We start from the raw sequence: 14,690 nt of genomic DNA on the forward strand, positions 1-14,690 counted from the left end.
GAATAAATCGCCCCACTCAGGGGCGATTATAGTCAATTAATTGCTTACGAATTTTGTAAGCGAAGTGGCCATTTTTCCAACCAATGCATCGGGGTATACATCACCAATCGCCGTTCATCTGCTAGTGCGTTACCCAACACAACTTCTCCAGGAATGCCAAGCGAAGACAGCTGGATATACGCCATCGACATCGCTACTACATCGATATCAACGTACGAGACCCACATATGCTTTGGTGGCGGATACCCCAAAGCCTGCATCTCGACTGCGGCCGCGATCATCATACCGCCGGCCCCACATGCCGGTTCGCTGATCGTCACGAACGGCTGAGTCGGCAACAGTTGTTCCAACTCAGTGAACTGCAGCCTGGCCATCATGGACGCTACGCACCAAGGGGTAAAAAACTGCCCGCGATATTTATCACCGAGCTCTAACTTCATGAAGGACATTGCCAAAAAATCACAAGGTTCAGCGGCCAGTGCTATTCGTACCAGGGCAAGTAAATGTGCCAGGCGCTCGACATCCTCACGCTCATAACCTTTGATTATCGTCATGTATTGTTGCTCCAACTCTTCGTCCGGACAAAAGCGGTTATGCACCGCTATCGCACCGCACTGAACAAAATCTGAAAAGACTTTGTATCGGTGATGGTAGCGTGCCGTTTGGCCAAATAGGCTGATGAATTGGTTTTGTACTTCAGTAAACGTCAGCATGGTGAACTCGGTCGTGACGCTGATTTTGGGCCAAGGTCAATTTGGCCGGAATCTCAAAAAACACCTGGAACTAAAACGGGTATGTTTACACAGGCATATATAAGTGATCAAATACAAGAACGGGCTTAATGACATCTCCTGAGTTCGAATCAGCAAAAGCCTGCTCCACCTGCTCAGGCTTATAGAAACGGATCAATTTTTCGATTGGAAATTTGCCCTCCCGCCAAAACTGCAACAATCTTGGTATAAATATCTGGGGCATAGCGTCACCCTCGAGCACCCCTTTAATTGTAAGCCCTCTGTCAACAATGTCTGTGGCTAAGTTGAGCGAGATCTCGTTATTACTTACGGCAACCGCTGCCATGGTGCCGTAAACGCGTAAGCATCGAATAGCCTGTATCTGAACAGCACTAATTCCCGTAGTATCCATTGAAAAATCAGCACCTTTGCCACAGATATCAACAATACGAGCCACAGCATCTTCGTTCATACTATTGACCACATGTGTAGCGCCCAGAGTTTGTGCCAGCTCTAGGCGTTGGCTATGGATATCAATCGCGATAATCTTACTGCAGCCAGCAATTTGCGCTGCCATTATGCCAGCAAGGCCCACTGCGCCAGTGCCAAATATTGCGATTGAACTACCAGGTTCGGGCTTTAAGGCGTTCAGTATGGTGCCACTTCCCGTCATGAAACCACACCCCAAGGGGCCCAGCAGGCGTAGATCCACATCGCGATCCACTTTTACAACGTTCTTAGCAGAAGTCGTACTGTAAGCAGCGAATGAAGATTGACCAAAGAACAAGGATAGGGGCGTGTCATCCATTGTTGATAGAGGAGTTCGATGATGGCCATTCACACCAGATGAATTCAAAGGGACAAAATCCTCACAGGCTCCATTCTTACCAGATCTACAATTATCGCAATATCCGCAATATGAGAAACCAATTACTACATGATCCCCCGGTACAACCTCTGTAACTGCTGAGCCAACGCGCTCAACAATGCCAGCGCCTTCATGGCCAAGAACAGCAGGAAGCGGAAGAGGCGCATCCCCCCGGAGGACTACGGCATCTGTATGACAAACTCCGGAGGCAATGATCCGTACCAGAACTTCATCGATATCCGGTTCCCTAAGGTTGACATCCTGCAATGAGAATGGTGTTTCTTTGCTGGTAACGATGGCTTTGATCTTCATTTCTTTCCTATTAGTTTGATTTAATGTGTACCATGCAAACAGTTAAACCGTAATAATATCAACTACATGAAATCGTTTTTTTTGGCTGCCCATGGAAGGTCATTTACTCAAGGTCTTTAGCAAGAGCTAAAAAATTATTGCACTCAGGAGAACACCAGCCCGCCCTACGGACCAACGAAAATGGAACTAAGCTGCTGTCCACAATCGTTTTTCTAATAAGCACGTCCTTGTTGAGTAGGTCATCCTTCAAGTCGAAGCAGGCAATAACAATTGTCTCGGATGAATGTACACGTTCAAGGACATCCTGATTTAGCTCGACAAATGGAACAAGATTGACTCCAATAGCCTCCCACGGCGAAAAAATAGAATCGAACAATGCAGGATTAAGCGCCCTATTGAAAACAAGAACCGTGTACTGCTTAAGGTCGGATGAAATCAATTCTTTATTAGTTGCAAGCGGATGCTTAGCCGACATCATCAGTTCAATTCGAAGTTGGCAGAGTCTTGTTACTTCGAGCTCTTCGTTACATATATCGCCTGGCACAAAAGCCAAATCCAACAATCCCGACAACACTTTCTCTATTAATGAAGGCGACCAGCCAACATCAAGTTCAACATGAACACCAGGGTTCAGTTTAGAGAAGCGATTTATAATTTCATTCCTAGAGGCAATCTGGTAACTGTATGGAGGCATGCCAATACTAAAACGCTCTTGATTTGCGCGTCGCAACTTGGCAGCTACAGACTCAGTAGCTGTCATAGATAACTCAACACTGTGTGCCACCTCAAGCAATGCGGCCCCCTTACTCGTCAGTTCAATACCATGGGCATTCCGAACAAATAGAGAAAAGCCCAGTTGCTCTTCAAACCTCTTAATGCGTCCCGATAACCAGGGCTGAGCTACATGCAAACGCCTTGCCGCACGTGTAAAGGAGGCTTCTTCTGCAATCACTACAAACTGCACTACTATTCGAGGATCTAGTTTCATTATCATAGCTCTAATTAATCCGATTAATGCCAGATAGATTAATCCCTAGTAAGCCTGAAGTGTAGATCCAGATTGTGCTAAAGCATTTAAGCCCCTCAAAGGGGACAATAGAATCAACCACTAGCCCCCATGTTTGCAGCTTATAGATTTTGCGCTTTAGACAAACTCAACGGGGAAGCTATCAACCCGCTCGAGGAAGAAGAAATAATATTTACCATTGTCAATAATATCAGGGTACGGCCATTCGAAGGCCTTACCATCCATAACACCAAATAGGGTGTTTTCATCTACCTTACGTAAATGGTCGAAGATCGGCACTCCATCATAAACCATGGTGGTTGAAATTTTTCCGCGGAATTCAATCTCCCAGAGAGATGCTTCTCCTTTCATGCTTTTATTGGAGGTCAACCGACCTTGCTCGTCATAACAAACAAGCGGAACCGCATCCAGTTTGCTACGATACCATTTTCCATACCAATTCATTTCGGTCATAGTTGCATTACACCAGTGCCCAGTCTGGAAATCACCACCTTTCCAACGGCCCAGAGCCTCCCCAATCGACACTGAAGGGAGTGTGTCATAAAACGCCAACAGCACTTGGTCATTCAGATTTTTCGCTGTTTTAAGCTGCTCAAATTTCTCTTTCGCTTTCATAAGAATCCTTTCGCTATAAGTTCATTCTGGGAGTGATGCCTCCCCCCCCTTGGAGAGAAATGAGAGATTAGATATTGGAATCAAATAGCATTCCTCTCTAGCGCGGCAGGTTTGAGAACTGAAACCTGACACTAAATTGCTCATCCACTACTAGAGAATGGCTTCTCAAGTGACATATATCAAAGACGAAAATTCGAATACTCCATATCAAAAACATATAGAAAAGCCCCAAGGTCATGTACGTAACTGACCAGCCCCTGGTATAGATATAACTGTAACTCACTAATATTAAAGGACTTTCCACGAATAGGATCCAGTCATACTCAGGAATAGTCAGTTTCATGTTGATTAGGTATTCTGGCAACCGGCAAACTTCTCAGTAAATCTCGACGGGGTCATCATCACAACTCAGAACAGGGTGTCTTTGGTTATAGCCCTAGCCCCAGATTTTGCACCGAGTATCTTCATAAACATGAACCATTTTCTCGCTCAGTAACTCCTGCCTCAGCCCTAACTTATCCAGTATTCCCCCTTGAATTCAGAGAGGTTGTAGGCTATCAGTAACTGAGGGAAATACCCCTGTGAGCAAGACAATTATGTAAACTTATAATGATGGGATACATCAATCTGTTTACATTTAATTACATAGCGTATTTTAAATTAATATTTTTTGTACCAATTTACAGTTGCGGAATGTGAAGAACAGCCATACGCTAATCCCATGGGGGAGAATGAAGACTAATGCTGGTGGTGCTGACTGAGTCAAGACAAACGACTAAGCACTGCTATTTAGATTTGGAATCACTCCCATAAACGCATGCTTCAACTCCATGCTTAGATTATGTTTTTCATCATATAAGAAGGGAACAACCATGAACACACCAAATAAAGAGCACTCAAGTAAAAACGATGCAGTGCGCATTCCATTGAATAAAGAAAGCAGTTATGAGTGGTGGTATTTTGACGGACAAAGTGATGACGGAACCGCCTTTCAATTGCATTTTCAATGCCCAGCAAAAAGCTATATAAATAGCAAAGCCTGCGTCCAAATAAGAATAAGAAAACCAAACGGCATGATCATCTCTGAAGAACTATTTGTTGATGATGGTGACTTTTACGCAGATGAAAATTCATGTAATGTAAAAATAGGTAAAAGCACTCTTCACGGAGGCCCATCAACTTATGAAATATATATAACAACTGGGTCCCTATCCGCAAAGTTAACATATGAAAACCACTGCCAAAGTTTATCTGGCCCAGATAGTTCAGACAGCCCCCCTTATTTAAGTTGGTTTGTTGAAATCCCTTATGGAAAAGTAACTGGCAGTTTAATTTATGACAATAAAGAACATGATTTCAAAGGAAATGGCTACCACGACCACAACTGGGGTGAAGGTGATCTTGGGCAGGTTATGGAAGAATGGTATTGGGGTCGTGTATCAATTAATGACTACACTATAGTATTCGCAAACTTAAGGCCTAAAAATACCAACTTCCCTGTCTTCTTGTTTTTACTAAAGAATGGAAAACTAATAGAAGAGCACCTGTCCTTTTCTAAAGATGCCACTGTGTCTGTAACACCATCAGAACTCTATAAAAACTCGGCAGGGAAATATCAGCCTGGTGTTTTGCAAGTATCATGGGAAAAAGGTGATAATAAATTTTCATTGAAATTTGAAAATCCAAAAAGAATACAAGAAACATATGAGTATTCTAGGTTATCAGGGCGCGATAGAGACAATGTACAATCAGACCAAAAAACGCCTTCCTATATGAGTTTCTTATCAGACGTCAGCCTTGACATCACATACAATAATAATAGTGAACATTTAAATGGCGTAGGCCTGTACGAACATAGAAAATTCAGCTAACACAAAATACAAATGGAAAGGATTACCTTTCCATTTTTAAAAAGCGAGGCCAACATGAACAACAATCAATATGAATACATTACAGAGGCAATTAACGTCGAGGACATGGTTATCATAAGCGATGATTTTGCTATAGGTAGTAGTTATTCAAACAAAAGTACCCCTACCGGACTGTACTTATTCAATACTGTATTAAAAACTCATGAATCTATCAATCTGCAAGATGTAGAGATAAAACATGACATACTTAACTATCCTGATGCCACGCCGCTACCCGATTTAAATTTAATGTCAACTCATGGCTTGGATTATGATCAACACTCACATAAGCTATATGTGATAAACCATGGGCATAGAGAGTCTGTAGAAATTTTTGACGTCTCCTTGCTCAATGGAAAACCTAGTCTTTCCTGGGTTGGTTGCATTATTGCCCCGCCGGGTGCAGAGTTGGATGCGGTCTCATCGCTAAATGATAATGGCATTGTAGCTACTAACATTTGGAACAAACATGACGAAGAGAAAAGAAACAAGCTTATCAATAATAAGCCTGGTGGAGAGATTTTAAAATGGTCACAAAAGGAAGGCTGGAGAAAAATAGAAGGCATTGATTTCATTAGTGCACCCAATGGTATTTTATCTTCAAATAATGGAGAAACTATATATTCAGCGATATGGGGCGGGGGCTATATTTTAAAGATAAAATGCCAGGACAATATCGCAACATCAACAAAGAAACTACAGCTTGAATTTCATCCTGATAACATTAAGTGGTCTAAAAACAAAGACAACATCGTTGTTTGCGGACAAAAAATGCCAATGAAAGATTTATTGACCGCAATTGAACTATTACCAGATTATGAAATACCATTTCAGGTTGATATTGTAGACACTTCACTTTTAACGAAAAAAACGATAATATCAGACAAGATATACAATAGCTTCTGCTCAGCCACTGGAGCTATTGAAATAAATAATGAATATTGGCTGACGTCATTTAGATGCAAAAAAATAGCAATTTACAAGAAGGATGATTTAAATAACAGCAATTAATTTTTGACATTTACAACGCTCTGTGTGTTTTTAGAAGTGACCGCCCAGGCGGTCACTAAACTTGATAATAGAACGACTCATTACAATGCACCGCTCCCTCACCGGCATTGTTCATTCCTCATTGCAAACCTCCCTCAGAATAAGGGCACGACTTGCGCAATTAGCGATTGGGTGGCAGAACCGCATTTATCGCTTCATTTTTATATCGATATGAGTAGCCCTTATCAACAATCATCTGCGCGCATTCCAGCTTGAACTCAAGGGAAAGTACACTTAGTTTCATTGTTCATTAAGCCACCTGTTTTGAGATATAAAACTGTAAATAGACCCGTTTTTCTGATCCTCCCCTATCTATGTCTGTACAATAACCACACGCTAGATTCATATGTTCGGAGTGAATACATCTTCAATATATAGAACCTCCTCATTCACTGAGATTCGATAAAGACTAGGAAGTAACCATGCACAAGCACAAGCACAAGCACAAGCACAAGCATAATTGTAAGAGTCTCTAGAGTTGAAATAGGATCAGCTGCCTTAAGTTAAGGTAGAACAGACCCGCCAAGTAAAGACCGCATAAGTCTTATACATATATTGTTTCACTAAGTTTCCTCATGATAAAAGGAATACTATGATCTCTTTGATTGAAAGATAGATGATGCAACATTATTTACTTGTTGAGCTCACGAGCATAAACCCGCCCCTCCGCTGCTAACGCTAGCAAATCCTTATCATGCTGGCGCTGATGTAAATAGACAATCGAAATAGATTGCTTTGCCTGATATGATTTTGCCAATTTGATAAACTGAATGTTTTTTCATAGAAACTCTTCACTCTTGATGGAATAAGCGATATATATATTCCAGCTTGCACAAGGTTTAACATTGAGAAAATATCGCTCACTGTAGTGATTGCTTTAGGCTCAATGCCCGCTAAACGAAACATTTTTTGAAAGATGTATAAGTAGCAAAGCCTTCATCTAAAGTGATAAAATCGCAATTAACATAGTTACGCAAATCGGAGTTATCTTTTACATCCATTTTTTACTAGAACATAATGCTAAAAATATATCACCCTCAAACAAAGGAACAATATCAAATTTTGACTTGCTAAATTCATTATCACTTGTGACTATCAATATTGCATCAAGTGTATTGTCTTCAAGCATATTGAGCAAATCTCGATTAGATCCCATAGCAAGATCAACTTCGAGTTCTGGTCGCCGACGCTTCATTCCCATAATTAATACTGGAATTGTCTCAAGTGCAAGAGAATATAACGTACCGATCCTAAGGCGGCACCTCCAACCCCTGCGACTTTCTGAGTTTCCTTAATAGCCGTACTCATCTGCGCAGCCAGATCAGTACAATATTTTAGCAAAGTCCAGGCAGAAGGCAGCGCTACAAGAGCTCGCCCTTTATGTATCAATTTATGCTGTCCTCCAATGAATGCAAAGCCCGATGAACGCTGCCAGTGCTAAGTTCTAACATCTCCGCAGTACGAGCAATATTACCTAACTTCATAAATGTAATAAAAACCCTGAGTTTACGAAACGTTATTTCTTGACTGATATCATCACTCATCTTCTCAATTCCCAGCCTTTTTACATTCTTATTGAATAATAGAATTATCTATCTGCGTTTATACCAAAGAAATCTAAAGACGATTGAGGAGCATTTAATGCACTAGTAACAGAGCCCAACATCTTAGGAAAAGCAACTATGGGCTGAGGAATAACGTGCCCACCGCCATAAACTGCATCAAATGAAACGAATGGCTCATTATCTTTATACCATACAGAGCTCTTAACCCATGTAGGATCATTCCGCAATTTTGGTTCAAATGTTATAACTCGGGGAGTGGTATTAATACCATTCCGTTTCGCAATGATTTCTGCTGAGTCTAATGCTGATAATGCTTTACCTCTGGATCCTTTACCAAATAATGTAACGACACCGCCATTAAACGGGTTTATCGGGTCTGCAGTTCCATCTATAAACATTATACGAGATGTCTTTCCTTGAGAAGGACAGGATGAGTCATCAGTACTCGGCATGCTAGCCCCAACGACAGCCACTGCCGTAACACTATCTGGATGTTCTAGTGCCATTCGTAACGCCATGTGGCCACCGTTAGAGTATCCAAAAATGTAAATTCGTTTTGGATCTACCCCGGCTTTTTGGACAAACTCACTAATCAGAGTCTTAATGAAACCGACGTCATCAATATTTTCTACTTTTGCTGGGAATGTCGCATTCTTACGGCAATCATTCCAGTTATTCTTATAACCTTCCGGATATACAACAGCAAATTTACGTTGATCGGCAAACCAGTCAAATTCATAACCGGTCATTTCCCTCATACTTACACCGTTCATTTCCGAACCGTGTAAAACAATAATCAAGGGTGAATTCGGAGGAAGATCCGCAGGTAAATACGCCCAAAACTTGCGCTCTGAACCATCATTATTGATAGTGGAATTGTAGAATTTTCCTGTAAGCTTCGGTGCCGAAGGCATATCTTTAGGTTCAATTGAGAAAACCTTAGCCTGAGAGCTTCCTGTTGCCATAATAAAAATGACACTGCAACAAAAAATAAATTTACTGAAAAAACTCATATAACCTCCTGACTCTAAGCTTGAACAACCACTTTTAAAAACAAATTGAACATTAGAAATAAGTATTCTTTACTTTTTTTGCCCCAATTAAAGCCAATGCTTGGGTTGGAGCATTAGTATTCCCACTAGTTATTGCTGGCATTATTGATGCATCAATAACATGTAATTTATTCACACCATGAACCTTTAAATTAGAGTCCACAACCGAATCCTTATCCGTCCCCATTTTGCACGTACCAACTGGATGGAACATCGTGGTTGCCACCGATTTAACAAAATCTGCAATCTGCTCATCACTTTTTATGTTGCTTCCCGGCATTACTTCTTCTTCTATCAAATCACATAAAGATTGTTGCTTCATTACCTTTCTTATATCTTTCACAGCCTGAACAGCGGTATTTATATCATACTCTTCCATCATGAAATTCGGGTTTATTAATGGCATAGACAGTGGATCATTATCCGCCAATCTGACCCAGCCTTTACTACGAGGCTGGAGAACTATCAACGCAAATGTAATTCCAGATCGAGTTCCTGTAGGGCTTAATCTATTTGTAGATATAATAGGCTCGTGATAACATTGCACTGTTGGATCAGTACCTCCCCCCACTGGGTTCCAATAAGATACAGATTCAAGACCATTACCGGCTGCCGGGCCATCTTTACTTATAATATACTTTATACCTGTATTTATCATACCAAACCCAACAGCAGATTGTTGGTAGCCTAATTTTCCTTTCACATAGGCACTAACAGTTACCACTGGATGATCTTGAAGATTATTGCCAACCCCAGGAAGATCTACCTTTACAGGAATTGAGAACTTATTAAGTTCTTCTTTAGGACCAATACCTGAGTGCATCAATATTTTTGGTGATTGAACAGCCCCTGCAGATAAGATCACAAGCCCTGCCGAAATGACTTTCCTCTTTCCTTGTACATCAACTTCAACACCATTAGCATCATCGCCATCAAACAATATCTTTGTTACCGTATGATTTGTTAGCACAACCACACGTTCTGAATCGATATGGCGTTGTAGATGAGCAACAACTGCACTGCAACGTTTCTGATCACCTATATTACTTTGAACAGGAGACACACCAAATTGGCTATCGCCATTGTAATCTGGGTTATAAGGCAGCCCAAACTCTTGAAATGCCTTCATACAGTACTGATTTAATTTGTTAATACCATGGGGAAGTTGTACTGAAAGATTCCCGCTAATGCCATGATTTTTATTATGGAAAGTATCATTATTTTCTTGTTCAACGAACGTTTTCCATAATGAATCATAGGACCATTCTTCATCGTTAACAGATTGTTGCCAGGTATCAAAGTCACGCTTTTGTCCTCTGACATAACACATGGCATTTATTGATGTTCCTCCCCCCACAACTTTACCCATTCTGAACTTTTGAACATGCCCGTGTTGGGGTACTGTCTCGTAAAGCCAAACATGCTTATCCTTTGCAAGAATTTCAGAATAACCTGCTGGGATATGAATCATTGGATCCAGGTCAGTCTTCCCGGCCTCTAGAACAGCGATACTTGCCTGCGTATTTGTAGCAAGATAATCGGCAACGACACAACCAGCCGCGCCACTACCCACGATCACAACATCAAAATAGTTCTTATTCATGACAACCTCTGATCTGTATTCAATGGGGCTAGGGTATTTTAAGTGCCCTTGCTACTTTTAACAAAAAGTGACAATCTGTTTTTTTTAAGAAAAAACCTAAAATTGTAGCACAAATCGTTCCTTAAACTTATCACATCTTTTATTGTCATTTTTTATCACAAAGCTTAATATTAATTGCATATTTGAACCGATGATATACACCATCGCCATACATTTATATTTGTAAAATACTATAGTTAATAAAAGCTTTTCTTACCATTAAGTTTTATCACTCATGATAAAACCCCAAAAAAACAACATCATCCTCAGCCATTGCCTCTTTAAAAATCTTTTTTTCGCAGTCGATACAAGTACTATACCTAAGCGATACCCCTCATACCGAATTCTTAATTACATTAATAATTAACAACCAAAGCAATACGTTTAATGTAGCGCTATACATGACAGTTCATCATCTTGATCTATCGATATATTTACGAGTGTAATCAAACTCAGCACGCTTAAAATCTAAATGTCACACATCTTACCAAAATGGAGGAAAAGTCACTTATGCATACCAAATAGCTGCGAGAGATATACGGCAGCGCCCACTCCATTCTGTTCTAGCGAGACGCACTCCCCAACCCACTCTGCCTGCCGAGTCAGGACAGTCAATATTCTTCCTGGGAGCATTTCAATCATGCCGGAATTCTGTTTCTGAATGGAGCAGGATTTTGGGTCAGGGTCCACCTGGCAACTGAACAACTCAGACACTCTCCCGATAACCTCGCCGGCTGGCGGGTACCATGGGGAATCAAAGTGCACTGTCAACGTGTTAATGCCATCCCGTACACAGCCGACATTATGGCCTGCCGGCCATTCGACGCCGTACTGTCGACCATAGAGCTCGACAGTGGTCGGCACATCACGCAGCAGTCCACCAGAGCCATTCAGTTCGGTCGCCAGACGCGTCGGGATCAGCATCAGCATATCGCACGGTGCGATATATTCAGGCATTATCCCCAAACGTTCCCAGCAGATGCCGGCATCGATATCAGGGCTAACCCCCACCAGACCGAACCAGTCCGCATACTGGCGAGAAAGCACATCCGCCATACCCGCCTTCGCGACGTTGGAGGATGTTCTCCCATTTCACCGCATCGATACCCGACTGGCGGTAGAGTCGTTCTATCAGGCGAATGTTCTCACCCGTTATGCGTTAAGCGATAGTGATCAAGGTCGGTTACAGCCAGGCAATCATCAATGGCAGAAAGGTTGTTGTGCAGCATACCAACTTGGGGCCGTATCAGGCGGAAAACACCCTGGTTAGCCTATTCGGTTGGTTAATCAGCAAGTGGCCGCCAACAAGGGAATGCCTTTGCAGGTGTGAATGAGCAATACCCCGGTACTTATTACCGTTGCCCAAGATGAATAAGTCGGCTGTACCGTTTATTAAAATTTCCCGCGTTGTCTCCTACCATGAAATCTTATGACGACTAAAAATCAACCGTCTTTTCCTGACTAATTTAAAATGCTTATAAAAAGACAGCAGGCTAAATAAAAATAGTATTACTGCAGAAAGCAAAAAAAACACTTAAGTTCCTTTTATCAAAAAAGAAGAATTTAAAACCAATAGAATAGCAAGCCATCACTTTTCAAAAAAAGATTAGTCATCTTGCGATATTAACCAATACATAAATTCTCGATGGCGATTCAGCATCAGTTTTTTCATAACCGACCGTTTATGGCTATGTACCGTTTTTACATTTATCCCTAGGAATTTGGCTGTTTTTGATTGATCAAAGCCTTTTTTTAGATAATCGATTACCTGTTTTTCCCTGCTCGTCAGTACATAACCGAGAAGCTGTCTTTCAGCAGGAGTTTTAGCCAAGCTCTTCGCCAACAACTCAAACAATCTGCTCCGGTTATCGGTTCGATAAAGGACATTCTCACTCTCATTAACGCGCCCTATTCTTTTTTCTTTAATAGTCATGATAGCCGACACGGCTTCACAAGGATTCATTTTACGCCATCGCTGTGCGCGCCACATCGATACGGCAATCACCATGTCAGCCTGTACGTCATCATCAGGCGACAAAAAACTTACCGTCTTATGATTTTTTTCCGCATATTCCGCAATGCTGAAACGTAGTCCCGTCACAAAATAAGCATTGTCATCATCAATAACGATATTGATTCGCTCCATTATTCACCTCTTAAAAAATGTGGATAGACTGGCGGCAAACGAGTTTGTTGGCTAGGCAAAGGGAAATCATAAGAAACGAATTACACCCTAAAATAACCGCGATGGCAGAATAAAATTCTTTAACCAAACCTTCCGTGCCTATCTATTCATATTCCAGGTTAAAGGTGACAACAGAGCTAAAATCCCCACGAACAATGGTTCTGTGTTGGAGAGCAAGCGGTTCACCTCGAATATAGGCCTGAAGACGGATCTGATTATTACCGCTTACCAGTGAGATCTTTTCTCCCCGCTGATTCAGCGGTAGAGCTTTTCCCTCCATGCTTTCCAGACCGATGGCAACGCCTCTGGCCTGGCTGCCGGCGCCCAATGCCAAATAGCCGGGCAAGCTGCCGTTTTCACTACCGACAAATGTTAGCGTCAGAGATTGCCCCAGGCTTAGATCGCACTCCGCCAGTTGAATGGCCAATGGAACGGGTAACGTACGTTGATAGCTATAAAGATATTTATCTATCACGGTGCCAAAATCGAGCGGGATAACTTCACTGCCCGGTGGGATCACGCAGGGCTCCGCCACCAGCTCGCCATGGAAATACAGGTTATCCTCTGCCCGGACGTGTGGCGTTAACGCAATCAATAACACCATCACCGCAGAAAAAAAATAAAAGTCTTTCATATCAAACCCCTAGGAAAACTCGGCCAGTAATGTCGCGGTCACAAAAAAAGTGCCTTCCGTCAACGTGGCCCCCGGTCTGCTAACCGGCACCGCCTCCAACCGCGGCGGGCTACTGGGATCGATGGAAATAGAGCTGTAGATCATAAAAGGCTCGTCATTTTGATAAACGCGGATCCCCAGATCCGCTTTATTACTCTGCAGCGCGGCCCCATCAAAAGCGGTACCGTTCCCCTTCAACGTTAACCTAAGCTCCCAAGGCCGTGCCCCCGGTTCGCAATCAAGGTGGTAATCGATCGCTTGGCGGTAGTTCACGCCATCCACTTTTTTGATCCCCACGCGGGAGCCAAAATCGACATCTATTTTCGCTCCGGCGTTAATCACGCACGGAGGTGGGGCGATCAAACCGCCACGAAATTGCATCGCAACCTCTTCGGCAGCCAGAGAACCCTGGCTCCATAGAAGCAGACACACAACAGGAAGGAAAAAGTAAGGCTTCATAAATTCACTCCCAGTGGTTATTGATAATCGACTCTCAGAGTTGCGGATGCGGTAAACTCCCCCGTCTCCAGATTGACACCTGCCCGTTTTACCGGCACGGCATCCAGCGTTATCGGATTGGGATAGGTGAAATTGAGCCAAGAATTCAGCGGCAGCTGATTCCCGCTTTGCTTCTGTAAGATGAGGATGCCTAAACCGTCGCGATTAGTGCCGAGCAACCCTTGACCAAAATTGGCCGTGCCGCCTCGTACCTGCATGCGCATGGCGCTTTTATAGGGGTTGGTGCAGGTAAACGAAAAATCTATCGGTACGCGGTAACGGTAACCATCGATGCGTGTCGTCATCAGCTCATCACCGAAGTTCACCTCAATTGGCCGCCCGCCGTTGATGGTGCAAGGCAACGGTTGCACCACCGTCACGCTGACTTTCACCGTCGCGGCTTGCGTGAAAGCCATACCACCACAGCCGCACAACAGCAACGCCGCCATGGCCTGTCGAATTTTGGTTCCCTTTTTCACCCCGTTACTCCTTAGCCATCTTGCTTTCCTTTCTCATGACGACGCGCTTCGGCCAGCGCCAGCTGTTCGCGGCGCAGACGGCC

General features: G+C 42.7%; 12 protein-coding genes and 2 pseudogenes. 2 read left to right on the forward strand and 12 right to left on the reverse strand.

Annotation, left to right across the window (positions count from 1 at the left end; translation table 11 throughout):
- Positions 1-44: 44 nt before the first annotated feature.
- From C3F38_RS23880 to C3F38_RS23900, 4 genes are all read right to left on the reverse strand, one after another.
- Entirely contained in the window at positions 45-713 is a 669-nt protein-coding gene (locus tag C3F38_RS23880; protein WP_055317717.1) for an N-6 DNA methylase, read from the reverse strand.
- 85 nt (positions 714-798) lie between these two features.
- Entirely contained in the window at positions 799-1,911 is a 1,113-nt protein-coding gene (locus tag C3F38_RS23890) for an NAD(P)-dependent alcohol dehydrogenase (RefSeq protein WP_103791737.1), read from the reverse strand.
- A 103-nt stretch (positions 1,912-2,014) separates the two neighbouring features.
- Complete coding sequence (locus C3F38_RS23895; RefSeq protein WP_158006785.1) at positions 2,015-2,899, reverse strand: LysR family transcriptional regulator; 885 nt, start codon at positions 2,897-2,899, stop codon at positions 2,015-2,017.
- Between the two features lie 156 nt (positions 2,900-3,055).
- Positions 3,056-3,553: a DUF4334 domain-containing protein gene (locus tag C3F38_RS23900; protein ID WP_055317720.1), complete on the reverse strand. Its 498-nt coding sequence runs from the start codon at positions 3,551-3,553 to the stop codon at positions 3,056-3,058.
- An 872-nt stretch (positions 3,554-4,425) separates the two neighbouring features.
- On the opposite strand from C3F38_RS23900, the gene C3F38_RS26305 reads away from it, so the two are divergent.
- Together C3F38_RS26305 and C3F38_RS23910 are read left to right on the forward strand one after the other, a co-directional pair.
- Complete coding sequence (locus C3F38_RS26305; protein ID WP_139108061.1) at positions 4,426-5,424, forward strand: hypothetical protein; 999 nt, start codon at positions 4,426-4,428, stop codon at positions 5,422-5,424.
- A 54-nt stretch (positions 5,425-5,478) separates the two neighbouring features.
- On the forward strand, positions 5,479-6,474 hold the full coding sequence (locus C3F38_RS23910; RefSeq protein WP_065772203.1) for a hypothetical protein: 996 nt from the start codon (positions 5,479-5,481) through the stop codon (positions 6,472-6,474).
- Between the two features lie 670 nt (positions 6,475-7,144).
- Here C3F38_RS23910 and C3F38_RS23920 read toward each other — a convergent pair.
- The 8 genes and pseudogenes from C3F38_RS23920 to C3F38_RS23955 all read right to left on the reverse strand — a co-directional run bounded on the left by C3F38_RS23920 (position 7,145) and on the right by C3F38_RS23955 (position 14,607).
- Positions 7,145-8,057: pseudogene (locus tag C3F38_RS23920) on the reverse strand (LysR family transcriptional regulator).
- A gap of 44 nt (positions 8,058-8,101) precedes the next feature.
- A complete protein-coding gene (locus tag C3F38_RS23925) occupies positions 8,102-9,091 on the reverse strand; it encodes a PHB depolymerase family esterase (protein WP_071934104.1) in 990 nt (329 codons plus the stop codon).
- A gap of 52 nt (positions 9,092-9,143) precedes the next feature.
- Complete coding sequence (locus C3F38_RS23930; RefSeq protein ID WP_055317029.1) at positions 9,144-10,733, reverse strand: GMC family oxidoreductase; 1,590 nt, start codon at positions 10,731-10,733, stop codon at positions 9,144-9,146.
- Positions 10,734-11,456: 723 nt separating this feature from the next.
- Positions 11,457-11,928 (reverse strand): annotated as a pseudogene (locus C3F38_RS23935) (DUF1281 domain-containing protein); the annotation flags it as partial.
- Between the two features lie 450 nt (positions 11,929-12,378).
- Positions 12,379-12,918, reverse strand: coding sequence for a LuxR C-terminal-related transcriptional regulator (locus tag C3F38_RS23940; protein ID WP_055317030.1), 540 nt, complete (start codon positions 12,916-12,918; stop codon positions 12,379-12,381).
- Between the two features lie 142 nt (positions 12,919-13,060).
- Positions 13,061-13,591 carry a fimbrial protein gene (locus tag C3F38_RS23945; RefSeq protein ID WP_055317031.1) on the reverse strand — a complete coding sequence of 177 codons (531 nt, stop codon included), beginning with the start codon at positions 13,589-13,591 and terminating at the stop codon, positions 13,061-13,063.
- A 9-nt stretch (positions 13,592-13,600) separates the two neighbouring features.
- Positions 13,601-14,089 carry a fimbrial protein gene (locus C3F38_RS23950; RefSeq protein WP_055317032.1) on the reverse strand — a complete coding sequence of 163 codons (489 nt, stop codon included), beginning with the start codon at positions 14,087-14,089 and terminating at the stop codon, positions 13,601-13,603.
- A 17-nt stretch (positions 14,090-14,106) separates the two neighbouring features.
- A complete protein-coding gene (locus C3F38_RS23955; RefSeq protein ID WP_224217736.1) occupies positions 14,107-14,607 on the reverse strand; it encodes a fimbrial protein in 501 nt (166 codons plus the stop codon).
- Positions 14,608-14,690: the final 83 nt, after the last annotated feature.

Source organism: Serratia sp. SSNIH1, from assembly GCF_002935055.1.
GTDB lineage: Bacteria > Pseudomonadota > Gammaproteobacteria > Enterobacterales > Enterobacteriaceae > Serratia > Serratia nevei.